Annotated in this window: 29 protein-coding genes; 12 read left to right on the top strand and 17 right to left on the bottom strand. The window is 66.0% G+C overall.

The genetic code is table 11. The features are described from left to right. Positions 1-134 precede the first annotated feature (134 nt). A complete protein-coding gene (locus ACESLR_RS04320) occupies positions 135-839 on the bottom strand; it encodes a TVP38/TMEM64 family protein (protein ID WP_373025222.1) in 705 nt (234 codons plus the stop codon). A 62-nt stretch (positions 840-901) separates the two neighbouring features. Between ACESLR_RS04320 and ACESLR_RS04315 the strand changes: the two genes are divergently transcribed. Beyond that, complete coding sequence (locus tag ACESLR_RS04315) at positions 902-1,888, top strand: serine/threonine protein kinase (RefSeq protein WP_373025221.1); 987 nt, start codon at positions 902-904, stop codon at positions 1,886-1,888. A 22-nt stretch (positions 1,889-1,910) separates the two neighbouring features. On the opposite strand, the gene ACESLR_RS04310 is transcribed toward ACESLR_RS04315, so the two are convergent. The 5 genes from ACESLR_RS04310 to ACESLR_RS04290 all read right to left on the bottom strand — a co-directional run bounded on the left by ACESLR_RS04310 (position 1,911) and on the right by ACESLR_RS04290 (position 5,222). Then, positions 1,911-2,333, bottom strand: coding sequence for a hypothetical protein (locus tag ACESLR_RS04310; RefSeq protein ID WP_373025245.1), 423 nt, complete (start codon positions 2,331-2,333; stop codon positions 1,911-1,913). A gap of 246 nt (positions 2,334-2,579) precedes the next feature. Next, positions 2,580-3,350 (bottom strand): DUF2063 domain-containing protein, encoded by a 771-nt coding sequence (locus ACESLR_RS04305; protein WP_373025220.1) that lies wholly within the window; start codon positions 3,348-3,350, stop codon positions 2,580-2,582. Beyond that, complete coding sequence (locus ACESLR_RS04300) at positions 3,343-4,227, bottom strand: DUF692 domain-containing protein (protein WP_373025219.1); 885 nt, start codon at positions 4,225-4,227, stop codon at positions 3,343-3,345. Before ACESLR_RS04300 ends, ACESLR_RS04305 begins: the two co-directional genes overlap by 8 nt. Then, positions 4,217-4,528, bottom strand: a complete 312-nt coding sequence (locus ACESLR_RS04295) for a hypothetical protein (protein WP_373025218.1) — start codon at positions 4,526-4,528, stop codon at positions 4,217-4,219. Before ACESLR_RS04295 ends, ACESLR_RS04300 begins: the two co-directional genes overlap by 11 nt. Before the next feature lie 73 nt (positions 4,529-4,601). After that, entirely contained in the window at positions 4,602-5,222 is a 621-nt protein-coding gene (locus ACESLR_RS04290) for a DoxX family protein (RefSeq protein ID WP_373025217.1), read from the bottom strand. Positions 5,223-5,697: 475 nt separating this feature from the next. On the opposite strand from ACESLR_RS04290, the gene ACESLR_RS04285 reads away from it, so the two are divergent. Continuing rightward, a complete protein-coding gene (locus ACESLR_RS04285) occupies positions 5,698-6,630 on the top strand; it encodes an AraC family transcriptional regulator (protein ID WP_373025361.1) in 933 nt (310 codons plus the stop codon). Positions 6,631-6,646: 16 nt separating this feature from the next. Here the strand turns inward: ACESLR_RS04285 and ACESLR_RS04280 are convergent, their stop codons facing one another. The 7 genes from ACESLR_RS04280 to sdhC form a co-directional block, all read right to left on the bottom strand. Next, a complete protein-coding gene (locus tag ACESLR_RS04280; protein WP_373054234.1) occupies positions 6,647-7,504 on the bottom strand; it encodes a NifU family protein in 858 nt (285 codons plus the stop codon). 52 nt (positions 7,505-7,556) lie between these two features. Beyond that, positions 7,557-7,811, bottom strand: coding sequence for a succinate dehydrogenase assembly factor 2 (locus ACESLR_RS04275; RefSeq protein ID WP_373025360.1), 255 nt, complete (start codon positions 7,809-7,811; stop codon positions 7,557-7,559). Positions 7,812-7,947: 136 nt separating this feature from the next. Further along, a complete protein-coding gene (locus ACESLR_RS04270; RefSeq protein ID WP_373025359.1) occupies positions 7,948-8,649 on the bottom strand; it encodes a succinate dehydrogenase iron-sulfur subunit in 702 nt (233 codons plus the stop codon). A 58-nt stretch (positions 8,650-8,707) separates the two neighbouring features. Further along, positions 8,708-9,070, bottom strand: a complete 363-nt coding sequence (locus ACESLR_RS04265; protein WP_373025358.1) for a TraR/DksA family transcriptional regulator — start codon at positions 9,068-9,070, stop codon at positions 8,708-8,710. 106 nt (positions 9,071-9,176) lie between these two features. Next, positions 9,177-10,952 (bottom strand): succinate dehydrogenase flavoprotein subunit, encoded by a 1,776-nt coding sequence (sdhA, locus tag ACESLR_RS04260; RefSeq protein WP_373025357.1) that lies wholly within the window; start codon positions 10,950-10,952, stop codon positions 9,177-9,179. A gap of 10 nt (positions 10,953-10,962) precedes the next feature. Continuing rightward, on the bottom strand, positions 10,963-11,301 hold the full coding sequence (sdhD, locus tag ACESLR_RS04255; protein ID WP_373025356.1) for a succinate dehydrogenase, hydrophobic membrane anchor protein: 339 nt from the start codon (positions 11,299-11,301) through the stop codon (positions 10,963-10,965). Beyond that, positions 11,298-11,678: a succinate dehydrogenase, cytochrome b556 subunit gene (gene sdhC, locus ACESLR_RS04250; RefSeq protein ID WP_373025355.1), complete on the bottom strand. Its 381-nt coding sequence runs from the start codon at positions 11,676-11,678 to the stop codon at positions 11,298-11,300. The genes sdhD and sdhC overlap by 4 nt, the downstream gene beginning before the upstream one ends. A gap of 464 nt (positions 11,679-12,142) precedes the next feature. Here sdhC and ACESLR_RS04245 point away from each other — a divergent pair, with 464 nt between their 5' ends. Next, complete coding sequence (locus ACESLR_RS04245) at positions 12,143-13,189, top strand: YgfZ/GcvT domain-containing protein (RefSeq protein ID WP_373025354.1); 1,047 nt, start codon at positions 12,143-12,145, stop codon at positions 13,187-13,189. Between the two features lie 3 nt (positions 13,190-13,192). Next, a complete protein-coding gene (locus ACESLR_RS04240) occupies positions 13,193-13,357 on the top strand; it encodes a hypothetical protein (protein WP_373025353.1) in 165 nt (54 codons plus the stop codon). Between the two features lie 75 nt (positions 13,358-13,432). On the opposite strand, the gene ACESLR_RS04235 is transcribed toward ACESLR_RS04240, so the two are convergent. From ACESLR_RS04235 to ACESLR_RS04220, 4 genes are read right to left on the bottom strand one after another with little or no spacing between them, the layout of a single operon-like run. Then, positions 13,433-14,866 (bottom strand): FAD-dependent oxidoreductase, encoded by a 1,434-nt coding sequence (locus tag ACESLR_RS04235; protein ID WP_373054230.1) that lies wholly within the window; start codon positions 14,864-14,866, stop codon positions 13,433-13,435. Next, positions 14,866-15,246, bottom strand: coding sequence for a DUF302 domain-containing protein (locus tag ACESLR_RS04230; protein WP_373025351.1), 381 nt, complete (start codon positions 15,244-15,246; stop codon positions 14,866-14,868). Before ACESLR_RS04230 ends, ACESLR_RS04235 begins: the two co-directional genes overlap by 1 nt. 53 nt (positions 15,247-15,299) lie before the next feature. Beyond that, positions 15,300-16,439: an acyl-CoA dehydrogenase family protein gene (locus ACESLR_RS04225; protein ID WP_373025350.1), complete on the bottom strand. Its 1,140-nt coding sequence runs from the start codon at positions 16,437-16,439 to the stop codon at positions 15,300-15,302. 33 nt (positions 16,440-16,472) lie between these two features. After that, positions 16,473-17,021, bottom strand: a complete 549-nt coding sequence (locus ACESLR_RS04220; RefSeq protein ID WP_373025349.1) for an OsmC family protein — start codon at positions 17,019-17,021, stop codon at positions 16,473-16,475. Between the two features lie 416 nt (positions 17,022-17,437). Here ACESLR_RS04220 and ACESLR_RS04215 point away from each other — a divergent pair, with 416 nt between their 5' ends. The 8 genes from ACESLR_RS04215 to ACESLR_RS04180 all read left to right on the top strand — a co-directional run. Then, positions 17,438-18,286 (top strand): ABC transporter ATP-binding protein, encoded by an 849-nt coding sequence (locus ACESLR_RS04215; protein WP_373025362.1) that lies wholly within the window; start codon positions 17,438-17,440, stop codon positions 18,284-18,286. Positions 18,287-18,329: 43 nt separating this feature from the next. Further along, on the top strand, positions 18,330-19,613 hold the full coding sequence (locus ACESLR_RS04210; protein WP_373025348.1) for an ABC transporter substrate-binding protein: 1,284 nt from the start codon (positions 18,330-18,332) through the stop codon (positions 19,611-19,613). Beyond that, positions 19,610-20,449, top strand: a complete 840-nt coding sequence (locus ACESLR_RS04205) for an ABC transporter permease (RefSeq protein ID WP_373025347.1) — start codon at positions 19,610-19,612, stop codon at positions 20,447-20,449. The genes ACESLR_RS04210 and ACESLR_RS04205 overlap by 4 nt, the downstream gene beginning before the upstream one ends. Positions 20,450-20,647: 198 nt before the next feature. Then, on the top strand, positions 20,648-22,297 hold the full coding sequence (locus tag ACESLR_RS04200; protein ID WP_373025346.1) for a sigma-54 interaction domain-containing protein: 1,650 nt from the start codon (positions 20,648-20,650) through the stop codon (positions 22,295-22,297). Positions 22,298-22,483: 186 nt separating this feature from the next. Beyond that, positions 22,484-23,938: an ABC transporter substrate-binding protein gene (locus tag ACESLR_RS04195; protein WP_373054228.1), complete on the top strand. Its 1,455-nt coding sequence runs from the start codon at positions 22,484-22,486 to the stop codon at positions 23,936-23,938. A 3-nt stretch (positions 23,939-23,941) separates the two neighbouring features. Next, the gene (gene ntrB, locus ACESLR_RS04190; protein WP_373025344.1) at positions 23,942-24,790 is read left to right on the top strand and encodes a nitrate ABC transporter permease; all 849 of its coding nucleotides are present in this window, start codon (positions 23,942-23,944) and stop codon (positions 24,788-24,790) included. A 29-nt stretch (positions 24,791-24,819) separates the two neighbouring features. Continuing rightward, entirely contained in the window at positions 24,820-25,731 is a 912-nt protein-coding gene (locus ACESLR_RS04185) for an ABC transporter ATP-binding protein (protein WP_373025343.1), read from the top strand. Positions 25,732-25,767: 36 nt separating this feature from the next. Continuing rightward, positions 25,768-26,093 (top strand): cyanate hydratase (locus ACESLR_RS04180; RefSeq protein WP_373066706.1); only part of this gene is annotated, 326 nt, incomplete at its 3' end.

Raw genomic sequence — 26,093 nt, 5'->3', positions numbered from 1 at the left:
CCGCCAGCCAACACGGCGCAATGACGAGTTGATCGATTTGCGCTTCAGACTGTAACCGGCGGCACTCGTTCCCGAGCCTCGGGCCAACGGGTACCCTGTCTATTATATACGCATTCGCAGATATTGAAGCCCGCTCAACGCGATACCGGCCGCCGACCCCGCGCGAACCGATAACGCATGGCGCTCACTCCCCAGCGGGCCACAAGGGGAAACAAGCCCGTAGCGACAAGGGACAGGATCAGCACCGGCGAGAGAATCCCGTCGATCCCCTGCAACTGTCCCAGCTGCGTGCCCGCATTCGCGAACACGGCCGTGGCCGGCAGCATCCCCAGGAGCGATACCCAGAAATAGGTCCAGGTCCGGATCGGCAACAGCCCTATCCCGGCATTCACCAGCAGGAACGGGAACACCGGAATCATCCGGAGCGCGAAGAGATAGAACACGCCCTCGCGACCGAACCCCTGCTCGATCCGCCCCAGCTGCCGCCCGTAGCGTCGCTGAACGGCGTCACGCGCCAGCGCCCGGGCCACCAGGAAGGTCAGCGTTGCACCCAGCGTGGAGGCCAGAGAAGACAGCAAGGTCCCCCAGACCACGCCGAACAGGGCGCCGCCCGCCAGGGTCATCACCACGATCCCCGGCACGGAAAACGCAGCCACCACCGCGTACAGCAGAAAGAACAGCGCGGCGGTGATCAATGGCCGTGCCTGCCGCCACTCCTCCAGCTGCTCGCGGGTGGCCATCAAGCGTTCCACGTCCAGCCCCGGCCCCACTCCCGCCAGCAGCCAGGTGCCAATGAGACCTGCCAGCGCCAGCAACAGCCCCCAGTAATAGCGGTTCAATCACATCTCCCCCCACGGGACTCGGGCCGGAACCATGCGCGGCAAACCCGTACACTGCAAGCATGCATGCACATCCGTACGACGAACTGAAACCCGGTGCCATCCTCGACGCAGTGGAAACGACCGGTCTGCGCTGCGACGGGCGCCTGCTGGCCCTCAACAGCTATGAGAACCGCGTCTATCAGGTCGGCATCGAGGACACCACACCGGTCATCGCCAAGTTCTACCGCCCACAACGCTGGACCCCCGCTGCCATCCACGAGGAACACGCCTTTAGCCAGGAACTTGCAAGCCGCGAGGTCCCGGTGGTCGCCCCTCTGGCCGATCCTGAAGGCGAAACCCTGCACGACCACGCTGGGTTCATGTTCGCCGTCTACCCGCGCTGCGGCGGCCGCGCACCGGATCTGGAACAGCGCGACACCCTCGTCCGTATCGGCCGCTTCATCGCGCGCATCCACGAGGTCGGACGAGCCCACCGCTTTCACCAGCGCCCGGTACTCGATCCCGTCCCGCGCGGGGAGGAGGCACGCGAGGCCGTGCTCGCGTCCGGCTTTCTCCCCCTGGAGCTGGAATCCGTGTACCGCGATCTCAGCGCCGACCTGCTGGAGCGGATCCAGCGTGACCTCGACACGATCGGGCCGGTCCCGCAACTGCGCCTGCACGGCGACACCCACCCCGGCAACATCCTGTGGACCGACGACGGGCCGCACTTTGTCGACCTGGACGATGCCTGTACGGGCCCCGCCATGCAGGACCTGTGGATGTTCCTGTCCGGGGACCCGCCCGAGATGGCGTGGCAGATGCAGGCCCTGCTGGAGGGCTACGAGACCTTCATACCGCTGGATCGCCGCCAGCTCGGCTTGATCGCCCCGCTGCGCACCCTGCGCATCTTGCGCCACGCCGCCTGGCTGGCCCGGCGCGCCGACGACCCGGCCTTTGTCGACGGCTTCCCGATCTTCTACACGTCGCGCTTTTGGGAAGATCACATCCTCACCCTGCGCGAGCAGGCCGCCGCTCTCGACGAACCTGCCCTCGAGCTGGGTTACTGAGTCCCGGGACACCGGCCCGGCCTCACCGCAGGTTCCGGATTAACTGCAGCACCGAGTCGCGTGTGTTGTCGAGGGCGGCCAGCAGGGCCTCCTCGGCCTCGCGGGCGGATTCGTCCCCGGCATTCAGATGCTGCGCATGCTGAGACCAGGTGGAGTGGAGATGGGCGCCGTGCGCCGGCAACGGGTCCGGCAATACCGAGGTCAGATCCCGCACGCTGGCCACCCGGCCCCAGCCCCGTATCCAGGTCTCAGCATCCCCGACTTCATCCGTCGGGGTGGTTTCCACCGGGTGAAAATACCGTCGGTACAGCACCACCTGCTGGAGATCGTTGATCTCGCGCGTCAGCTCGAAGGACGCCTGACGCCAGTTGCGGTGCAATTCCGACGTCTCGTTGCGCCAGGTGTTGTAGCCCAGGGACGAGAGTGCAATCAGCAACGAGATAATGGCGACGCTGTGACGGCGCAACTGCGCCCGAATCCGGTGGCGTCGGGGCACCCGACGGACATCGTTCCGGGGCATTCGACGTCTCGCCCCGGAACGAATCGTCTCGAACCATCGATTCAGCATGCCTCGCATCGGCTACCGCTCCACTGAAACCGCTACTGCCTGCTTCAGTAACTAGCGGCTGCCGTGGAAATTTCCCATGCCCCGGCGTCCGGGTCTGCGACGTGCGCGTCCAGCCCCTCCGCATCAGGCGGATGCGCGGTCAGTCCGGGTCCCCACGATGGCGCCCAGTCCGCGGTAGTGCTCCAGCAACTGGCGCCCACTGGCCACCAGTTCGTCCGAGAGTTCCAGCCCGAAATCGTCGGCCACCCGGCGGATCTGTTCGTCACCCGTCGCCGGTGTCTCGATCACCCGCCACAGCAGCCGGGCGCCGAGCGGGTTCAGCTCGGCAAACCGCACCCGCTCCTCCCCGGTGCGGTAGGCCAGCAAGTAGGTGGGCACCTCTCCCGGTTGATCGGGCTGGAAATCGGCCCCGATCCGATGCACCGGGTACTCGTAGGCCAGCAGCCGCGCGGCCTCGGAAAACACCGGCGCCTGCACCATCAGGTCGCCATCCGGCTCGACATCCGGAGGCGGCGTGGCATCCGCATAGACCAGTTCCGTCTCCACCCGCTCGTAGTGGGCCAGCTCGGCGAGGAAAGGCAGATCGCCCGGCTGTGCCGAGCGTTCTTCCGCGAGGTAGCGCACGAATTCCGCGGCCAGTTGCGGAAAGTACGGCGTCTCGCTGCCATGATCGCGATAGAAATCGCGCACCAACTGTTCCCAGGCGGCCACCTCCAGCAGCGTCCGCAGGACCGGGAAACCCTTCGCCAGAAGGTTCGCCACATTGTTGAAGAACAGCCGGCGGTAGATCGCCAGGCGACGGCCCTCGATCCCCTCCGGGGCCGGATAGCGCGCCGGGTCACGCAGGTGACGTGCAAAGGCCTCCTGCACCTGCTGGAAATCCGCGTCAGGCATGCAGAAACTGCTCTTCCTGCCCGGCCCGTGCCCGCAGCTGCAGATCCCGGATCCGGTCGGTCTCCGCCAGCAGTTCCTCCAGCGGTGGAAAGTTGAAGTCGCGCTCGAGCAGGGTCGGCACCGGCCCGATGCGCGCATAGGTTTCATCCAGAAGCGTCCAGACATCCGGGCAGATCGGCTGGCCATGGGTGTCCACCCGCAGATCCGGGGCCTCCTCCTCGTGTCCGGCGATGTGCAGGTAGCGAACTCGCTCCAGCGGCATCGCATCCAGGAACGCGGTCGGTTCGTAGCCGTGATTGATGCTGTTGACAACGATGTTGTTCACGTCGAGCAGGAGATCGCAGTCGGCCTCCTCCAGCACCGTCCGCACGAACGTGATCTCGTCGAGTTCCGCCCCGATCGGGGCGTAATAGGAGACATTTTCCAGCGCTATCCGACGCCCGAGGATGTCCTGCACCTGGCGCACGCGATCGGCAACGTAGCGCACTGCCTCCTCGGTAAACGGGATCGGCATCAGGTCGTACAGATGCCCCTGGCCATCGCCACAGGCGGAGAGATGCTCGCTGTAATCCTCGATCCCGTGGGTATCCAGGAAGGCACGCAGGTCCTGCAGGAAGGTCTTGTCCAGCGGGCGCGGCCCGCCGATGTCGAGAGACAGCCCATGGCATACAAAGGGCTGAGCCTCGGTGTATTCGCGAAAGATACGCCCCAGGCGTCCACCCAGGTGCATCCAGTTCTCCGGCGCCGCCTCGAAGAACCCCAGGCGTTCCGTCGCCTCCGGGGCCTCGGCCAGCGGGCCCAGCAGGGCCCGCCGCAAACCGAGCCCGGCGCCGCTCACGCGGGCCGGGTTGGCGGGATGGGCGACCCTAGCCGCCACAGGTCCCCTCGCCACAGGCGCCTTCGGAATCCTTGTCATCATCCTTGTCGTCGTCGCCGTCCGAGCCACCGTCACTGCCTTCGCCACAGCTGCCTTCGCTGTCCTTGGTATCACTCGCGTCACTACCCGTGCCTTCGCCACAGGAGCCCTCGGCCAGCATTAGCGGCGACTGGTCACCCTGCTGATAGCCGTGGTTCAGGTCGGCCGATGCGAACACCGGGCTGGTGGACATGGCCATGCCGATCGCCGCAGTGCCGACGGCACCGGCCAGGGTCTTGGTGGAAAACAGATCGTTTTTCATGATGTTACTCCTCGTATTGCGATTATGGACACTTCGGTCCGTTCAGTTATGGCTGCTCGCGCAGCTCTTGGTATCATCCCCTGCTCATCATCCTCCGACGGATGTAATAGTCGATACTGACATAGCGCCCCGCTCCCCAGAAGAAGAGCACCAGCAGCATCACAAAAAAGGTCACGGCCATCTCGATACCGTTGTTCACGATTGCAAAGTTTCCGGTCTCGGTCAGCCAGTCGTAGTTGCCATGCTCCTGCAAAATGGATTTGGCGCGATCCAGCCGCATCTGCGCCTCCTCGATCCCCGAGCAGTTGAACAGGCACATCATCGGATCCGAGATCCGCTGCCATCCGTGTTCCAGATGCACGGTCAGGGCCGCCACCACCATCGTGATCATCAGCGGGATCGAGAACCAGCGCGCCGCCAGACCGAGCAGCAACGCGATCGCTCCCAGGACCTCGGCATACGCTGACAGCATCACCATCAGATAGGGGAAGGGCATGCCCAGCCCCCAGTCCGCGTTGCCGTACCACATCACCACATTCTCTTTCGGCAGGATCCCGTTCAGCTTGTTGGTCCCCGCCAACCAGAACACCGGGGCAAGGTAGAGTCGCAACAGCAGGGGCGCCAGGAAGTCCGCGCCACGCGTCCAGTCCAGCCATCCCTGCACCCGTACTGCCAATGCCCCGATCATGCCCATCCTCCTGATCTCCGTTCCGTCTTCTACTGGTAAGAAGCCTAGACCGTTGGAGGCTGTGGTACGCGGGGTGGGCCGCCGGCATTTATGTCTGATCGTACGAAGACCATACCCAGATGCACATGAAGCCCGTCAAACGAGCGCTAGGGAAACACTGATCCACGTACACGTTCGCGTTGGTACCCCAGGTTTTCCGAGACAAGGCGCGGCCCGCAGCCGGTAGTGGTTCTACTGGCAAGGGGTGCAACGCAAGATCGGGGAACCTGGGGCATCAACCCCACAAGCCATTGAAAGGTGGGGCTCGGCCGATTTTGCGCGCGCACGGCGTTGCGGCTCCCTTGTGCAGAGTGACTGCACGGCAGTCACCGCGCCTTGTTCGCACACAAAATCGACTCGAGCGCGAACGTGTACATGGATCAGTGTTTCCCTAGAAGGTTTAAGGTAAGCAACAACCAGTCACCGACGAAAGGATGGCCCGATGGACATCAGCCCCCGCGAAGACGTGCTGTCGACGGTTCTGGCCGCCTACAACCTCCGCGCCCGGATCGACACCAACCCGCGTCTGTGCGGGGAGTGGCAGCTCAGCACGGCGGGCTCGGGGAATGCCAGCTTCCACCTGGTGGGGGAAGGCGGATGTTATCTGCACATGGAGGACCTGGCCCCCGTCTGGATGGAGGCCGGTGATCTTCTCCTCCTGCCGCATGACGACTGGCACCTGATGTCCAGCCGCAACACCGTACCGGACCGCGACAACCACCTGACGCTGGTGGAAGGCGCGGATCCACCCGATATCCCGGTCACCCAGCTCCTGTGCGGCCACTTCGAATTCAATTCCGGCCGGCGCAACCCCATCCTGGCCGCGCTCCCCGACCACATCATCATCCGCCGCCGCGAATCCGGCGGCCGGCTGTCACACCTGGCGGACCTGATGAACATCGAACTCGCGGAGCGCTCGTCGGGCTACCGGCCGGTGCTGGACCGCCTGGCCGACACCCTTTTCGTGATGGCCGTGCGCCACCACATCTGCTCGCAACGCGAACACTCGGGGGGTTCGCTGATCGCCGCCCTGGCCGACGACCGCATCCGCCGGGCACTGGATGCCCTGCACGCCCACCCGGAAGCGGCCTGGACCCTGGAGGGGCTGGCCAGCGAGGCGGCCATGTCACGCAGCAGCTTTGCCGAACGTTTCCACGCCCTGGTCGGCCAGACCCCGATCGACTACCTGACCCAGTGGCGGATGGTCCTGGCGGAACGCCTGCTGCGCGACGGCCGGGAGTCGGTGGCGGGCGTGATGGACACCGTGGGCTATACCTCGGAGGCGGCCTTTCGCAAGGCCTTCAAACGCGTACACGGATTCGGGCCGGGGCGCATCCGGCAGCTACTGCGTCGGCTCAGTGCCGGCCCCGCTTGACTGCCGAAAAGGGGCTTCAGAAGGTGTTGGCGACGCTGGCCACGCCCGGGGCACGCGACCGGACCAGGCGCTCGACCACGTTCTTGAGATCCAGCGTGGAGCGCGGACAGCCCACACAGGCCCCCTTGAGCCGCACCCGCACGGTGCGCCCGTCCAGCTCCACGAACTCGATGTCGCCGCCGTCCTGCATCAGGATGCGCCGTGCCTCTTCGATGGCGGCGCGCACCGCGTCCTCGTCGATCGGGCCATCGGCCGGCACGTCGGCCGCCTCGCGTTGCGCATGGGTCTGGGCCCGGTCCAGGCGCAGCGCGAGCTCCGGATCAAGCTCCTCGATCGCGTCGAGCTCCTCTTCGCTGTAGACGTGATCGGGCTCGTCACTCAGCAGATGCGACACGTCCACCATCACCTGCGCATTGTCGGGTCCAGCCATGTTCGGGCCTCCGGGTACTCGGCTTTTCGCCAGTATAGCAACGCCCCGCTTCACCCCCGCGCGAAGCCGCACCCGCCAGCCGGGATCCACCACCTCGCGCGCGGGCGACCAGCGCACCCGCACGCGCAGCCGGCGCAGGTCCTCCGGATGCATGCGCCCCGCGTGCAACCACAGGCGCGACACGCGACCCGTTGCGGGCACCCGAACGACAAGGATGACGACCCGACGCAACACCCGTGTGTCGGGCAGCACCTCCACCCAGTCCACCCGTTCCTGGCGCAGCCCCTCGGCCGTGGCCAGCCAGGTCGCACCCTCGGGCGTCTGCCCCAGCCAGTCCCAGGCTGGCGGTTGCGAGCGCCATTGCCACCACCAGCCGGCCACGACCAGTCCGAAGACCGGGGCCAGCGCCCACAACGGGCTGTACACCAGCACATAGCCGGCCACAGCCCAGAGCAGGAGGACCTGGCCCGCGAGCACGAGCCGGGGGAGGACCGGGTCAGGCCGGAGCCGCAGCCTGAGTGGCGGCGCGGATCGCCGGGACAAGGCGGGCTATCCCCTCGTCGACCGTGGTCTGGCGACCCATGACCACGTCCAGCAGCACGTTGTCGGGGTAATCGAGCAGGCGCTCGAAGGCATCGCGACCCTCCTGGTCCAGTTGCGCATATCCCTGCGCGAGAAAGTGGCCGAGCAACCAGTCGTTCTCCAGCATGCCGCGGCGGCAGCGCCAGCGTGTCCGGTTATCCGGATCCATCACCGAAACGCCTCACCCGCGCCCCCGTAGGGGTCTGCTTGCAGGCGAAGCCTCTGCCCGCGTCCGACCTTGGCTGGTGCGTTCGTCCGCGAGCAGGCCCCTGCGGGGGTTGGATAACCGTTGCGGCTCAGGGTACTCACAGCGACTTCTTCAGCATGGTGCGGCGGATGTCGCTGATCGCGCGGCTCGGGTTCAGGCCCTTCGGACACACTTGGGTGCAGTTCATGATGGTGTGGCAGCGGTAAAGCTTCCAGGCATCATCCAGCTGTTCCAGCCGGTGCTCGGTGGCCTCGTCCCGGCTGTCGTGAATGAAGCGCGCGGCCTGCAAAAGCGCCGCCGGCCCCAGGAACTTGTCCGGGTTCCACCAGTAGGACGGACAGGCAGCGGAGCAGCAGCCGCACAGGATGCACTCGTACAGGCCATCCAGTTGTTCGCGGTATTCGGGGCTTTGCTTGCGCTCCACCTCGGGCTCCGGGCTGTCGTTGACCAGCCAGGGCTCGGCCTTGCGGTATTGCTCCCAGAAGTTGCCCATGTCCACGATCAGGTCGCGGATCACCGGCATGCCCGGGAACGGGCGCAAGGTCACGGGCGAGTCCAGATCCACCAGCGGCGTGATGCACGCCAGGCCATTGGTGCCGTTGATGTTCATTCCATCGGAGCCACAGACCCCGTGCTGACAGGAACGTCGGAAACCCAGGGAGTCATCCTGCTCCTTCAGCAGAAGCAAGGCATCCAGCAGCATCATCCCGGGCTCGACCTGGTCGTCGGGCAGCTTGAAGCGCTGCATCTTCGGCAGCGTGTCCGTGTCCGGGTTGAAGCGGTAGATCGAGAATTCCATCCGTCTCTCCTGTCAGTGGTCGCGCCGCCACCTTTTCAAGCGCATCGGTTCACCCCGATCACCCCTGTTCCCGTGCCTCCGCGCAGGCAATACAGCGTTCGGCGGACGGGTCAACCTCCAGCCGCGAGCGCGCAATCGGCTCCAGGCAGTCGATGCACAGTCCGCCCTCGCCCTCCTCCAGACGCTTCAGCGCCCGGCGGGCACGCACACGCTGGGCCTCGCGCCGCTGCTGGCTTGCCCTGGCCATGGCCTGGCCCTGAAGCGCGTCCATCCGCGAGAGCCGCCCGGTGCGCTGCTGGTCCAGCTCCACGGTCGCGCCGCCGTCGGCGCCCTCCGCGAGCGCGGCATCCAGCTCGGCCAGCAGTGCCTCGAGCCGCTCGCGCAGCCATGCCTCGGGTACCGGTTCGGCAGGGTTGCTCATGGTTCGTCTCCCAGCGGGCGCGTTGCCGAAGGTTGAACGCGCGGGCTGCCATGCTCCCCGATGTGATTCGCCGCGTTCACCCGCATCCTACGATCGAGTTGGGTGATCAATAGACGCGTTCCTTCGGCGGAAAGGAGGCCACGGTACTCGGCTGCGTGCGCACCGGCTTGTAGTCCAGGCTGTCATCCGCCAGCGAATACAGGCTGTGCTTGAGCCAGTGCTGGTCGTCGCGCCCGGGGAAATCGATCCGCGAGTGCGCCCCGCGGCTTTCCTCGCGCCCCAGCGCGGAGCGGATGGTCGCGATCGCGCAGTCCATCAGGTTCTCCAGCTCCATCGCCTCCACCCGCGCGGTATTGAATGTGCTGGAGTGATCCGCGATCACCGCGTGGTTCAGGCGCTCACGCAGCATGCGAACCTTGTCTATCCCCTCGCGCATCACCTCGTCGGTTCGAAATACCGAGCAGTGGTCTTCCATCACCTTGCGCAGATCGCGCTTGAGCGGCTCGACCTGCTCGGCGGAGCCATCGCCCGGGTCCTGGCGATCCCAGCGCGTGAGCCGCGCCATCGCCTGTTCCACGGCCGACTCGTCCAGCGGCCGGTGGTAACGATTCTCGGCCAGGTACTCGAGGATGTGGTTGGCCGCCGCGCGGCCGAACACCAGGATGTCCAGCAGCGAATTGCCGCCCAGGCGATTCGCGCCATGCACCGAGACACAGGCCGTCTCGCCGGCCGCGTACAGCCCGGGGACCGGGTCCTCCGGCGTATCCTTCTCCGGCGCCACGACCTGCCCGAAGCGATTGGTCGGGATACCGCCCATGCTGTAGTGACAGGTCGGGAAGATCGGGATCGGCGCCTCGATCGGGTCGACTCCGAGAAAGGTCATGCTCGTCTCGCGAATCCCTGGCAGGCGCTGCATGATCGTATCGGCCCCCAGATGGCGCAGGTCCAGCAATACGTGATCCGCGTTGCGCCCGCAGCCGCGTCCCTCACGCACCTCGGTGGCAATGGAGCGGCTCACTACGTCGCGTGAGGCCAGGTCCTTCGCCCGCGGGGCGTAGCGCTCCATGAAACGCTCGCCCTCGGAGTTGATCAGGAACCCGCCCTCGCCGCGGGCGCCCTCGGTAATCAGCATCCCGCGCCCGGCGATGCCGGTCGGGTGGAACTGCACGAACTCCATGTCCTCCAGCGGTATCCCTGCGCGGAGGGCCATCGCCATGCCGTCGCCGGTGTTGATCAGGGCGTTGGTCGTGGTGCGGAACAGCTGCCCCGCTCCGCCGGTCGCGATCAGGGTCGTCTTGGCCTCGATCACGATGGGCTCGCCGGTCAGGATCTCGAACGCCAGCACCCCCAGCACATAGCCCTGCGCGTCGCGCAGGAGGTCCACCGCGAAGTACTCGTCAAAGAAGTGCGTCCGTGCGCGCAGGTTCTGTTGGTACAGCGAGTGCAGGATCGCGTGCCCGGTGCGGTCCGCCGCGGCACAGGTCCGCGCCGCCTGGTCCTGGCCGAAGTTCTGGCTCTGGCCGCCAAAGGCACGCTGGTAGATGGTGCCGTTGTCCAGGCGCGAGAACGGCACGCCGAAGTGATCCAGTTCGTAGACCACCTTGGGCGCGGCGCGACACATGTACTCGATTGCGTCCTGGTCGCCCAGATAGTCCGAACCCTTCACCGTGTCGAACATGTGCCAATGCCAGGAATCCGGCAACACGTTGGCCAGCGCGGCGTTCACGCCGCCCTGCGCCGCCACCGTGTGCGAGCGGGTGGGGAACACCTTGGAGACCACCGCGACCTGGGCATCGCCATTGGACAGTTGCAGCGCCGCGCGCAGCCCGGCCCCGCCCGCCCCGATGATCAGGGCGTCGAACTTGCGTCGTGCCACGTTCATGCCAGTCCCTTCATGCAAGTCCCGCCCGAATCAGAATGAACAATGCCCACAGACCTGTCAGGAGCAACCCGCCGGCCGCCAGCACGAACACCAGGAGTCGCGTTCCCGGGGCATGCACGTAGTCCATCACCACGTCACGCAGTCCGATCCACGCATGCAGCAGCAACAGCAGCACGAACACCGCCGTCAGCAACCCGATCACGGGGTGCGCGACCACACCCAACCATGCGGAATGATGCGCCGGCGCGGCCAGTACGAAGTATCCGAGGGCCAGGATCACGTACACACCCACATACACCGCCGTGATGCGCTGCAGCAGCCAGGCGCGCTGTCCGCTCAGGAGCCTCACAGCACCAGCCCCAGCCACACAAGCACCGTGCCGAGGATACCCGCGTACAGGGCGTCCCGCGCCGTGCGCAGCGAGCCCTCGCGATCCTCGCCGATGCCGAACTCCATCAGCAGGTAGCGAATCCCGGCAAACAGGTGGTGCAGCAGCCCCCACAGTCCCAGTGCCAGCGCCGCCAGGCCAAGCGGATGATGAATGATCGCCACGACCTCGGCGAAGCCCTCGGGGCTGGCCAGCGACCGGTCGAGCAGCCAAAGCAGCACGGGAATCGACAGAATCAGGACGACACCGGTGATCCGGTGCAGAATGGAGACCACGGCATTCAGCGGCAGTCGGATCTTGCGCAAATCCAGAAAGACGGGACGTCCCTGCCGAGTCATGCCACCCCCGAGGAGAACACTGATTGATGTACACGCTCGCGCTCGAGTCGCTTTCGCGTGCGAACAAGGCGCGGTGACTGCCGTGCAGCCATTCTGCACAAGGGCGCCGCAACGCCGTGCGCATGCGGCGGAAGCGGCCGAGCCCCTTCGTTTATTGAATTGTGGTGTTGGCACCCCAGGTTCCCCGATCCTGCGTTGCGGCACTTGCCGGTAGCACCACTACCGGCTGCGCACCGCGCCTTGTCTCGGAAAACCTGGGGTACCAACGCGAGTGTGTACATCAATCAGTGTTCCCCTAGAACGGGAAGAAAGGAAACCAGGGCTGACACCCTGCAAACGGTTCGTCTACTATCGACCCGCTTGGTTCAGCTTACCACCTCAAACCCTGGCCGTGCGCCCCGGATATCGATGCCGAACCGGACCCGGCGGCGGACGACAGCGAGCGCTTCCACGGGAGATTTCCGATGCGCGAAGACTGGAAAAACCACTTGATCGATGCCGGCGCCGAGTTCGAGGAGGACGACCTCCTGCACTACGGCAACCCGGAGCGTGAACGCCGCATGGCCGTCAACGGCGAGGTGATCTGCGATCTCTCCCACCGGGGCCTGCTGGAGGTCCGTGGAGACGATGCCACCGACTTCCTGCAGGGCCAGTTCGGCAACGACATTCACGCCGTGGATGCGCAGCACAGCCAGCTCTCCAGCTACTCGAGCCCGAAGGGCCGCGCCTACGCCGTGTTCCGCGTGCTGCGGACCCGCGATGGCTACCTCCTGGAGATGCCCGCCGACCGAATCGACCCGGTATCGAAGCGCCTGCAGATGTTCGTGCTGCGGGCAAACGTGATCATCGAGCAGGCCGGCGACTCGCGCATCCATTTCGGTTTCTCGGGACCGGATGCCGAAAAGGCGTTGCACAACGCCTTGGGCACCTGCCCCACCGCCCCCGAAGAGGTGGTCGAGAAGGCCGGCGTGACCGTGGTCCGGGTACCCGGGCTGCACCCGCGTTTCGAACTGTTTGGCGAGTTCGACGCCATGCGCAAGGCCTGGGACGGCCTCAACGTTCACGCGGCGCCGGTAGGTCCGCGGGACTGGGCCCTGCTGGACATCCTGGCCGGTGTCCCCACCGTGGTGGAGGAAACCACCGAGATGTTTGTCCCGCAGATGCTCAACCTGCACGCCCTGGGCGCGATCAGCTTCGAGAAGGGCTGCTACCCGGGTCAGGAGGTCGTCGCCCGCATGCACTATCTGGGCAAGCTCAAGCGACGCATGTTCCGTCTGGCCATCCATGCCCAGACACCTCCGCAGCCCGGCTCGCCGGTCTTTCGCGCCGACGGCAATCCCGAGCAGTCCGACGGCGAGATCGTAGCGGCCGAGCTGCACCCGGACGGCCTCTACTCCGCCCTGGCGGTGGTGCAGGTCAACGCCGCCGGGGGCGAACTGCGCTGGGGGGCACCGGACGGTGCGAAAGCCGAGGTGGTGGAACTGCCCTACGCGGTCCCGGAAGGAGCCTGATCCATGCGCTTCCTCTTTTTCTTTGTGGTCCTGATCCTGCTCGCGCTGTGGGCCGCCTTCTTCAGCCGCCCCAACAACCCCACGCTGTCCAACTGGCTCTACGTGCTGGCCGGCGTACTGGCCGTGTTGTTCCTGATTGGCTACTTGCGCCTGGACGGGGTGATCTAACCCGTATCAGCGGACCTGCTCTGCGCGATCCGCATTGGAAAAGGCTAGCCCGGCGCGCCTCCCGGGCCACTGGACTCAGGACGCCAGCCGGGTCCGGGTTTCCGCCGCCGGCTCGCCCAGGCGCGTCTCCAGTTCGCGCGCCCGCCGTGCATGGCGACCGGACAGAGCAAAACCCGCGAGCCGCCCGTTCGCGTGATACTCCAGGTGACGCCCTTCGGCGTCGACCGCGATCTCGGTCCACTCGCCGCCGCCCGTTTGCGGCGGACAGACGTTCAACGGCAAGCTGCCCGTCTTGACCTGCACGACCCCGGCATCCGGCCGGTATACCGTCGCCTCGCCCGCCAGGGTTTGCGCCAGTGCCGCCGCCTGCCCGCGCAGCGTCTCCACGTAGGGCCGCAGCTGTCCCTCGAACTCGCAGCCATCGCCCAGGGCAAAGATCGCCGGGTCGGTCGTGCGCAGCAGTGCGTCCACCTCGATCCCCTGATGACAGACCAGACCGATGCGCTCGGCCAGATCGCAGTTGGGCGCGAGCCCCAGCGCGCTGACGACCACTTCGGCCTCCAACGCCTCGCCGTTGGCGAGCGCGAGACGCGCCGTTCCCTCGGCGACCGGTTCGATGCGCTCGACCGTGGCCCCGGTATGCCACTGGACCCCGTGGTCGGCGAGCGCTTTCTCCAGATCGTCGCTCAGCGGCTCGGGCAGCAGATTCGAGAGCGGCCGCTCCGCGCATTCGACCAGGGCCACCGGATGGCCACCGGCTGCCAGATCGTCGGCCAGTTCGCAGCCCACCAGACCTGCGCCGATAATCGCCACACGGGTGCGGGCCGGTGATTCTTCCCGCGCCTCGAGGGCCGCGCGCAGGGCGCGGTAGTCCTCCAGCGTGTTCACAGACAGAGGCGCTCCGGCCCCACCCGGGAACGCTATTTGCCTCGGACGCGCCCCGGTGGCCAGCACCAGCTGTCCATACGGGATGCCGCCGCGGGCGGTGATGATTCTTTGCTGCGCCCGCTGGACATCCAGCACGCGGACAAACGGAATCAGGTCAATCCCGAGCCGGGCCGCACGCGCCGGCCCACTCTCCTCGACCAGGTCCGCGACCGCGACGCCACGGGCGAAGGCATTGGAGATTCGCGGCTTGGTGTAGTAATCACCGGAATCGGCGGTCAGCAGGCGGATCGTGCGCCGTGGATCCCGCTCGCGCAGGGCCTCGGCCAGGGCCCAGCCCGCCATGCCGCCGCCGACGATCACCACCGCGTCCGGATCGGCCACCCCCGCCCCGGCGCTCCAGGCCATCGCGGCGGCACCGGCGTCCGCGGTTTCGGCGCGCGGCTCCAGGGCGGTGAAGTCCGCCTTGGTCACATTGCAGTCGGGACAGTACCAGTCGTCGGGAATATCCTCGAAACGGGTCCCCGGCGCCAGGCCGGAATCCGGATCGCCCTTGGCCTCGTCGTAGATATATCCGCAGACCTTGCAGATATAGCGCTTGAAGTCCTCGGTTTCGGTGCTCATCACGCGGCCTCCACGGCGTCGAGAATGGCCTTCAGTTTCGGGTCCAGTTCGGATCCGATCGCGTCCAGGACGGGGTTGGCCCAGGGCGCGAACACGTCCCGTGCGGCCCGTGTGCTGATCCGCAGCACCTCCCCATCGCCGGAGACGTGGATGCGCAGCGGGATGTCGATGCCGGCCGGCTTGCAGGCCTCCCAGACACGCACCGCGTAGCTCGGGTGAAAGACCTCCAGGATCTGGTCGGTCGGGACCTCGACCCCGATCTTCGCGGCATTGGCCTGGCCATTGATGTGCGACACCAGCTTCAGCCCCTGGGCGTCAATCGCCTCCTTCAGGGTCGCAACGGCGCTCTCGGGATCCAGTCGGGTAATGGTTTCCAGCATGGCGATTCCTTCGTTCGGCGCGCGACCCGGGGGCCCCGACCGTGGATGGTGGACTAGTGCGCGTGGATCCGCGCCAGCTCCTTGCGCAGGTGCTTGATCGCGGGGGTGACGATGGCGACGAAATACGACTCGCGCAGCTTGCGCTGGGCGGCGGCGTTGGCCAGATACCCGCGGGCCCCGGCATGCAGCAATGCCGACTGCGAGGCACGCAGCGACAGCTCGGAACCGGTCAGACGCATCTGCAGTACATCGGCAAAGAACCCTTCCGACTCGTCGAAGGGCGTCGCCGAAAGCGCATAACAAGCCGCCCGGCCATCCTCCAGCGCCTCTTCCAGTTCACCCACCTGGTCATCCAGGTAGCCGTTCACGTGGGCCAGTGTCTCGTTGGCCTCGCGCATACTCTGGATGCAGCCATCGATCAGCCCCAGCCCCATGCCCATCTGCAACAGCACGAAGCCGGGGCGGATGCGGCGAATGTACTCGGGCAGCGAGTCGGCCAGCACGTGTTCATCGGGCACGAACACGCGATCGAAGTGGCAGCCGAAGGTGCGCGAACCCTCCAGCGCGGTGAACTCGGGACAGGCCGTCAGGCTGAACCCCGGAGCGGAACAGTTGATCAGCGCCATCACCGGCCGCGGGTTTGCGCCGGTGGTGCGAAAGATGGCACCGAAGTAGTGATCCTCGCCCAGATTGGATACCCAGGGCAGCGCGCCCGAGACCACATAGCCCCCGTCCACGCGTTCGGCCGAGAGCTTCAGGTCCTCGATATTGGCGAACCACTTCATCGGATTGGACAGCGCGGTCGCACCCAGCGCCTCGGCGTTCGCCAGCTTCGGGAGGGCCTCGCGCTTCAGGGTGTCCGAGGCACTGTTCTCCACGTACCAGGCACAGGCGTTCTGGCACCAGGCGACAAAGCCGGTGGTCATGCACTCGGCCGAGATCACCTCGGTCGCGCGGATCGCACCGGCGATATCCGTGGTTCCACTGGCGTTCTGGCTGGCCAGGTGGCGATTGAAGGCGCCGAGGCGACCGGCCTCGCGCAGGAAATCTTCGGGGTACAGGCCTTCGCGGTCGATGCGGGCGGTCAATGGAGCCAGATCGCGCTCCACCAGCGCCTGCAACGCGGCATCGGCATCCGCCGGCCCCCGGGCCGGCGACACCCCCGTCACGTCTGGAGTGCGGGTTTCAAGCATTGGGGTTTACTCCCGTTGGCAATACAAACGGACTCAGGCCAGCTCGACGCTGAGCTTGACCGGATTGCGCATCGTGTTGGCGACCGGTGACCAGAAGTCGGCATGAGCGACCAGCTCCTTCAACTGCTCCTCGCTGGCATCCCCTTCGAGATGTGCCTTCACGCGGATATCGGAGAAGCCCAAATGCTTGTTCACGTCGGTATCCCCGACGCCCCATACGGCGGTCACGTTGATGTCGCCCTCCAGGGTCAGCTCCAGCTTGGTCAGCGTGATACCGCGATCGATCGCGTTGGCATGCATGCCAACCGACAGGCAGGCACCCAGGCTGGCCAGCGCGGCTTCGGACGGGTTCGGCGCGGTGTCGTCGCCCAGCAGATGCGGCGGCTCGTCGATCACGTGGGCCTCCAGATCGCGCACGAAGGTCAGGTTACGGAACTTGCCCTCGCAGACCGTCGTGGCCTTCAGGGTCACGATGCTCTCGGGGTTCGCCTTGCCCTTGGTGGCCAGGCTGTTCAGACCGTCCTGATCGATCGGCTCCAGCGCATTCATGGACAGGGAGGTGGTGGCTTCGGCTGCGGACATGGTGGTGCTCCTGATTGATGGTTGGGTTCGTCGATCTCCGGCCTTCGACCGGGTCGTCCACCCCGTTGCAGAAGCCGTGCCAGAACTGCACAAACCGCACCAGGAAGCCATTTCGAGGAAATCCGTTCAGAGATCGCCCCAGCGCCTGCAGACAATGTGTCCCCTTTGTCCGTCGCAATCGTCCCCTTTGTCCGGTTTGTCCGGTCCGACAGCCGTCCGCTCGGGTCGCGGCCTCCGCAGTCCCGTTCATTCCTGGCCGCTGCATACGGCTTCATCGCGCCATTTTCGCGCTACGCAAGCGGGAATCTGCGGCCCACACTCCCGATTTGGCACGCCCCTTGTAAGGAACTCCCGTGAACGCGCCGCCGATCCGATCCAACCGGCGGCTCATGAACGAAGGTCAAGAGGGAATCGCCATGGGCGCCGCCATCTCCATCGACTACATCACCCATCACTATCCCGGACAGGAAGCCCCCACGCTCCAGGACATCCAGGTCACCGTGGCTCCGGGCGAGACCGTCGCCCTGATCGGCCAGAGTGGCTGTGGCAAATCCACCCTGCTGCACATGCTCGCGGGGTTGCTGATCCCCAGTGACGGCTGCGTGCGCATCAACAGCCATCAGGTGATCAAACCGAGTCCGCGCTGGAACATGATGTTCCAGAAGCCCTCCCTCTACCCCTGGATGACGGTGCGCAAGAACGCCTCGCTGGGCCTGATCTTCCAGGGCCGCAAGCGCGACATGCGCGAACGCATCGACCAGCTCCTGGAAACCGTCGGCCTGACCGACAAGGCCGAGGTCAACGTGCAGTCCCTCTCCGGCGGCCAGCAGCAGCGCGTCGCCCTGGCCCGCAGCCTGGCCACCGACCCCGAGTTGCTGCTGCTCGACGAGCCGTTCTCGGCCCTGGACGCCTTTACCCGTGTCGCCCTGCAGGACGAGGTCACCCGGCTGGCCCGGGAGCGCGGGATTTCCGTGGTGTTCGTCACCCACGACATCGAGGAGGCCGTCGCCATGGCCGACCGCGTGCTGGTCATGGGTTCCAACCCGGGGACCATCACCGCCGAACTCCCTGTCGACATCGAACACCCGCGCGATCGCAACAGTCAGGCCTTCGTCGACCTCAAGGCCGAACTGATGGGCTACTTCGGCGCCACCCGCAACCCCGTCGCCACGAAGGACGAACCCGAAGCCACGGCACCCGAGATCGAACACGCGCCCGCCGAATCGGCCTCTACCCAATCCCGGGCACGCGTCCGCGCCGCCTGATCCACCGCCCTACTGTCCTGAACCCGAACGAGGAACCGCCACCATGTGCAACTGCGACAACCACCACGATATCGACAGCGAACTGGACCGGCTGCTGGATCGCAGCTTCTCCCGCCGCAACTTTCTGCGAACCGCCGCCGTCGGCGGCCTGGCCGGGAGCGGGCTTGCCCTGCCCGGTTCACTCTTCGGGGCCGAACCCGAAAACCTCGAAGAGCCCGAAGGCGTCGTCAGCGACTTCGACGGCGTCGTACGAATTGGCTACATTCCGATCACCGACGCGGCCGCCCTGCTGGTGGCCCACTCCGAGGGCTACTTCGAGGACGAAGGGCTGGAGGTCGCCGACCCGACCCTGATTCGCGGCTGGTCGCCGCTGATCGAGTCCTTCGCGTCCAACCGTTTCAACCTGGTGCACCTGCTCAAGCCGATTCCGCTGTGGATGCGCTACGAAAACGACTTCCCGGTGAAGATCATGTCCTGGGCGCACACCAACGGTTCGGCCGTGGTCACCGGCCGTCATGTGGACGTACAGAGTTTCTCCGATCTCGGCGGCAAGAGCGTGGCCGTGCCCTACTGGTACTCCATGCACAACGTCGTCATGCAGATGGCCCTGCGCGACGCCGGCCTGACCCCGGTGATCCGCGACCAGGGCGATGCCCTGGAGGCGCACGAGGTCAACCTGATGATCATGCCGCCGCCGGACATGCCCCCGGCACTGGCCGCTCGTTCCATCGATGCCTACATCGTGGCCGAACCGTTCAATGCCGCCGGCGAACTGCTGGCGCGCGGCAACGTGCTGCGCTTCACCGGCGACATCTGGAAGAACCACCCCTGCTGCGTGGTGTGCATGAACGAGCGCCTGACCGACCGCGAGCCGGAATGGACCCAGAAGGTGATGAACGCCGTGGTCCGCGCCCAGGGCACGATCCAGGAGGACAAGAAGAGCGTCGCCACCATGCTCTCGCGCGATGGCAAGGGATATCTCCCAATGCCCGCCAACGTGGTGGAACGCGCGATGACGAACTACCACGACGACAGCACCTACGCCGACAGCGGCGCGATCCGTCACCCCGAATGGGAGAACGGCCGCATCGACTTCTCGCCCTGGCCTTACCCGTCTGCCACCAAGATGCTGGTCGGCGCGATGAACGACACGCTGGTCGGCGGGGACACCACCTTCCTCGAAGGCCTGGACCCGGATTTCGTGAGCGATGACCTGGTGAACTACGACTTCGTGCGCAAGGCGATGGAGACGCACACCGCCTGGCAGGGCGCCCCGGGCGTGGACATGGAGTCGCCCTATGCCCGCGAGGAGGTGGTCGTCCTATGAACCGTCACGCCACTCTCTCCGTCGACACCGCGACCGTGGACCGGCTGATGCCGCTACTGCAGCTGGCGGACCGCACGCGCCGGGCGCTGCAATACCCGGTGCTGGGCATCGCCGGCTTGTTCGCCCTGTGGTACTGGGGCGGCTGGGCCATCGCCAACAACGAGGACACGATGGCCTTCGCGAGCTTCGCTCCGGGTCCGACGCTGGCCGCATTCTGGGACCTGGCCATCTCCGGCAACGTCTGGAAACCCATCGAGTCCAGCCTGTACCGCGTGGGCTGGGGCCTGGCCTACGCCATTGCCATCGGCGTGCCGCTGGGCGTGATGATCGGCTACTTCCTGACGCTGAAGCAGCTCACCCACGTGCCGTTCCAGTTCCTGCGGATGATCTCGCCGCTGGCCTGGATGCCGATCGCGGTGCTGGCCTTCGCCACCTGGGACGCGGCCATCATCTTCCTCATCGGAATCGCCGCCGTCTGGCCGATCACCTACGCGACCGCGCACGGGGTGCAACGCATCGACCCGATGTGGCTCAAGGTGGGCAACAACCTCGGTGCCAATCCGTACCACTCCCTGCGCTACATCGTGATGCCCGCGATCGCCCAGGATGTGTTTGCCGGCATCCGCCTGGCGGTGGGCGTCGCCTGGATCGTGCTGGTGCCGGCCGAGTACCTGGGCGTGACCTCGGGGCTGGGCTATGCCATCAACGATGCCCGCGACACGCTGGAGTACGACAAACTGGCGGCCTTCGTGCTGGTCATCGGTATCATCGGCTACATGCTCGATGCCATCTGCGTGCGCCTGATCAAGCGCAGCAGCTATCACGCGGAGGGTTGATCCCTCCAGGCAAAACCCTGGCCCGGCCACTCCTGGCCGGGCCTTCTTGTGCGCCCGCAAAGCGGGCAAGCGCAACGCAACGGTGCAAGGCCGCGCCCCGTCGCGAGGCAACCACATCATCACGGCCACGCCAGGCACACCGAAATCTCCGCCCAAACGCCGTTTCCGCGCTGGCAGGCTTTCTGCATGACCCACGGCATGGCACTGCAACGCATCTCCGATTCGACCCCACCGGACCTGGCCACACGGGAGCAGGAGATCACCCTGTTGCTGGAAGTCGCCAAGCTCATGGGCCGCTCCGGCGACCCGGATGCCGCGATCTACCGCATCCTCGGGATGATGTCCCAGCTACTGGGACTCAATCGCGGCCGGGTCCTGTTGCCCGATCCGAACAGCGGCCATCTGCGCATCCGCCACGCCTACGGCCTGACCGATGCCGAGCGCGACCGCGGCAGTTACAGCCTTGGTGAAGGCGTCACCGGGCGCGTGATGCAAACCGGCCAGATCGCCCTGATCCAGGATATCGACAACGAGCCCGAATACCTCGCGCGCGCGATCGACCGCTCCACCCTGCCGCAGGAAACTGTCGCCTATATCGCCGTCCCCATCGTCCAGGACGAACATGCCATTGGCGTGCTGGGCGTCCACCGCCTGCGCCGCCGCTCGCGCCAATTCCAGGACGACCTGAACCTGCTGCGGGTGGTCGCCAGCATGATCGGGCAGGTACTGCGCATCCACCAGCTGATCGCCGAGCGCACCGCCCAGCTGGTCTCGGAGAACCGCTACCTCAAGAGCGCCCTGGACACCCAGGGCGGGCAGTACGGAATCCTCGGCGAGAGCCCGTCCTTGCGCCACGTCCTCAAGCAGGTCCACCGCATCGCGGACACCCAGGCCACGGTGCTCGTGACCGGGGCTTCCGGCACCGGTAAGGAGAAGATCGCGCGCATGATCCACCGGATCAGCCAGCGCAACGCGAAGCCGTTCATCTCCATCAACTGCGCCGCGATCCCGGCCGATCTGCTGGAATCCGAGCTGTTCGGCCACGAAAAGGGGGCCTTTACCGGCGCCTCCAGCGCCAAGACCGGCAAGATCGCCCTGGCCGACGGCGGCACGCTGTTCCTGGACGAGATCGGCGACATGCCGGAGGCACTCCAGTCCAAAATCCTGCGCGTGCTGCAGGAACGCGTGGTCCAGCCCATTGGCGGCAACCGCGATCTCCCGGTGGACGTGCGCGTCATCGCCGCGACCCACCAGAACCTGCAGGCCGCGGTCAATGCCGGCGACTTCCGCCTCGACCTGTTCTACCGCCTGAACGTAATACCTCTCCACATGCCGGCCCTGCGCGACCGCGCCAGCGACATCCGTCTGCTCGCCCGCCACTTCCTCGACCGGTACACCCACCTGCACGGCTGGAATGTGGTCGTCGACGAGGGTGTGCTGGAACGCCTGGAAGCCTTCGACTGGCCGGGTAACATCCGCCAGCTCGAAAACGTGCTGGAGCGCGCAGTGCTGCTGTCCACGGACGGACGTATCGGCACGCCACTAATCGACGAGATCCTGCACGAAGAATCCCGCATCAGCCCGTTCGAGAGCGAGACGCGCGGCCGCCGGGACGAGCACGCCCCGGCACCATCGCGGCACAACGAGCCCCGAACCCTGCCCCCTTCTGGCGCGCCCCGCACCAGCGCGGTGCGCCCGTACCAGCGTGTGCGCGCAACCGAGGCGGAGCGCCTGAAGCACGCCATCGAGCAGACCGGCGGCAACAAGACCCGCGCCGCGATGGACCTGGGATTGACCCCGCGGCAATTGCGATATCGGCTGAAAAAGCTTGGTATAGAAACCACTTAGGCCCGACATCCAGGCACAAGTGGACCTTTTGTCTGCTCCGTCGACAATGCCGACCAATGGTCCGGTCCCCGGCACTCGCGCGCCGCCCTGGCGGACCATTCCCCCCGTTTGGCATGGCACCTGCAAAGACCCTCGACGTGCGCGGCAACGACGCCCGCATCGATCCGACCACTAGGAGAGCCGACCATGCCGACCAAGAGTCTTCACGATCCCTTTGATGCCAACGCCGACCTGCGCCACGGCTCCAGCTGCCGTCACGGGCACACCGGTCCGGGCAGCTGCAGCTGCTTCGACACCGCGTCCCCGGACCTGGAAGAGAAACTGGAACGACGCGCCACTCATGAGCCCGCACAGGCCGACGCCCGTACCACCGGCGAGGATCTGAGTGACGAAGCCATGGTCGACCGCGCGGTGGAGAGCGCCATCGTCCGTGGCATGTTCGGCCACAACGAGATCAACCGCCGGCGCTTCCTGCAGATGCTCGGGGGCGGCACGGTGGCCGCGGCCCTAGGCTCCATCCTGCCACTGGACAAGGTAAAGGCTGCGATCAAGGACGGTGGCCCCCTGGAAAAGACCAAGCTGCGCGTCGGCTTCGTCCCGATCACCTGCGCCACGCCGATCATCATGGCCCACCCCATGGGCTTCTACGAGCGCCATGGCCTGGACGTCGACGTGATCAAGACCGCCGGCTGGGCGGTGGCCCGCGATATGTCGCTGTCCGGTGAATACGACGCCTCGCATATGCTCTCGCCGATGCCGCTGTCGATGACCCTCGGCTCGGGCTCCTCGCGCGAGCACTACATCATGCCGGCGGTGGAGAACATCAACGGCCAGGCCATCACCCTGCACAACAAGCACAAGGACAAGCGCGATCCGAAGGACTGGAAGGGCTTCACCTTCGCCGTGCCCTTCGAGTACTCCATGCACAACTTCCTGCTGCGTTACTACGTCGCGGAACACGGGCTGGATCCCGATCGCGACATCAGCATTCGCGTCGTGCCGCCGCCGGAGATGGTCGCCAACCTGCGTGCCGAGAACGTCGACGGCTACCTGGCTCCCGACCCCTTCAACCAGCGCGCGGTCTGGGATGAAATCGGCTTCATCCACCTCCTCACCAAGGAGATCTGGGACGGCCACCCGTGCTGCGCCTTCGCCTGTTCGGCCGCTTTTGCCGACGAGAATCCGAACACCTTTGGTGCCTTGTTCCGCGCGCTGCTCGAGGCCACCCAGTACAGCTCCGACATCGACAACCGCGCCGAGATCGCCGAGGCCATCTCCCCTCGCTCCTATCTCAATCAGCCGCAATCGGTCGTGGAGCAGGTGCTGACCGGGCGCTACGCCGACGGCCTGGGCGAGGTCAAAAACGACCCGCACCGGATCGACTTCGACCCGTTCCCCTGGCACTCGATGGCGACCTGGATCCTCACGCAGATGAAGCGCTGGGGCTATGTGGATCGCGACTTCGACTACAACCAACTGGCGGAAGACGTCTTCCTCGCCAGCGAATGCGCCGAGGTCATGACCGAGCTGGGCTACGAGGCCCCGAGCGACACCTACAAGAACTTCGAGATCATGGGCAAGGTGTTCGACTACACCGACCCGGAAGGCTATCTCGACAGCTTCGACATTCGCAGGAGCTAGGCCATGTTGAGTAATCTCAACCTCCGGGCGACCGTCCTCTCGCTGGTGATGCTCGTGGTCTTTCTGGGCGTGTGGCAGTTGGCCACCGCCCCGGAGGTTCTCGCGCCGCAGCAGGGCGAGCCGAGCGAATACGAACAGCTGATGGGGGGCGGGAGCGATCGCAGTTCCAGCAGCGGCATCCCGGCCCCCACCCAGGTGTTCAGCCACGCCTTCGGCGAATTGAGCAACCCGTTCTACGACGCGGGCCCGAACGACAAGGGCATCGGCATCCAGCTGGCCTACTCGATCTACCGGGTCCTGCTGGGCTTTGCCCTGGCCGCGCTGATCGCCATCCCGCTGGGCTTCGTGATCGGCATGTCGCCGCTGCTGAACAAGGCGTTCGATCCGTACATCCAGATCCTCAAGCCGATCTCGCCGCTGGCCTGGATGCCACTCGCCCTGTTCGTGATCCGCGACTCCAACATGTCGGCCATCTTCGTGATCTTCATCTGCTCGATCTGGCCGATGCTGGTGAACACCGCCTACGGCGTCGCCTCGGTGCGCAATGACTGGCTGAACGTGGCCAAGACCCACCAGTTGTCGAACCTGCGCACCGCGTTCACCGTGATCCTGCCCGCCGCGGCCCCGACCATCCTCACTGGCATGCGCATCTCCATCGGCATTGCCTGGCTGGTCATCGTCGCCGCCGAGATGCTCGTGGGCGGCACCGGCATCGGCTACTACATCTGGAACGAGTGGAACAACCTCGATCTCGCCAGCGTGATCTTCGCAATCATCATGATCGGGATCATCGGCTTCCTGCTGGACGCCTCTCTCGCCCAGGCCACCAAATTCGTGCGCTACGCCGACTGAGCCGGCGCGGCCCAACCAGGAGACCCACCATGAGCAAGGGATTCCTCGAAATCGAGAACCTGAGCCAGCGCTTCCCGCAGCCCGACTCCAGCGACCTGATGACCGTGTTCGAGGGCGTGGACGTAACCATCAACAAGGGCGAGTTCGTCTGCCTGATCGGTCACTCCGGCTGCGGCAAGTCCACCATCCTGAACGTGCTCGCCGGCCTGGCCACCCCCACCGACGGCAACGTGATCATGGACAACAAGGAGATCACCGGCCCCAGCCTCGACCAGGGCGTGATCTTCCAGAACCACAGCCTGCTGCCCTGGTTGTCGGCGCGCGACAACGTGATGTTCGCGGTGCGCGCCCGGTGGCCGGACTGGAGCAAGGCCAAACGCCGGGAACACGCCGAGCGTTACCTGCACATGGTCGGGCTGGACCACGCCATGGACCGCAAGCCCGCGCAGCTCTCCGGCGGGATGCGCCAGCGCGTCGGCATCGCCCGGGCCTTCGCCATCGAACCCAAGCTGTTGCTGATGGACGAGCCCTTCGGCGCCCTGGACGCCCTGACCCGCGGGGTCATCCAGGAGGAGTTGCTGAAGATCTGGTCCGAGACCCACCAGACCGTGTTCATGATCACCCACGACGTGGACGAGGCGATCCTGCTCGCCGACCGCGTGCTCCTGATGACCAACGGGCCACATGCCCAGGTCGCCGAGTCGGTAACCATCGACATCCCGCGGCCCCGGGAGCGCGCCAGTCTTCACCAGCAGGACGCCTACTACCCGATCCGCAACCACCTGGTCGACTTCCTCGTGAACGGCGCCAAGGAGATGTCGGCCAAGGCCCAGGCAGCCGCCGCCCGCGGCGACAACCCGCGCCACAGCCCGCGCATCGTCAACCCGGCCAGGCCCGAGACCAACCCGGAACCCGGCCCGCGCATGGTTCGCGCGGTCTGACCCCCCACTCCATCCATCGCATTCAAGGAGCACATGATGAGCCTCAGCAAGAGCGCCATGACCACCACGATCCTCGAGGCCAAGGAAAACCGCGGAACCACCTGGGCCGCGATCGCCGAGGCCACCGGACTGCACGAGGTCTACGTGACCTCCGCCTGCTACGGCATGAACCACCTGGAGGGCGACCAGGCCGACCAGCTGGCCACGTTCCTCGGCCTCGGCCCCGAGGTCTCGCAGGCGCTGCAGGCCTTCCCGCACAAGACCTGGGACAAGGCCATCCCCACCGACCCCGTGATCTATCGCTTCTACGAGGCGATCAACGTCTACGGCGACACCATGAAGGCCCTGATTCACGAGAAATT

The organism is Thioalkalivibrio sp., from assembly GCF_041685615.1.
In the GTDB taxonomy this organism is placed as follows: Bacteria; Pseudomonadota; Gammaproteobacteria; order Ectothiorhodospirales; family Ectothiorhodospiraceae; genus Thioalkalivibrio.
Note: the sequence above shows the minus strand (reverse complement) of the source record. Positions and strands in the feature narration are given on the sequence as shown.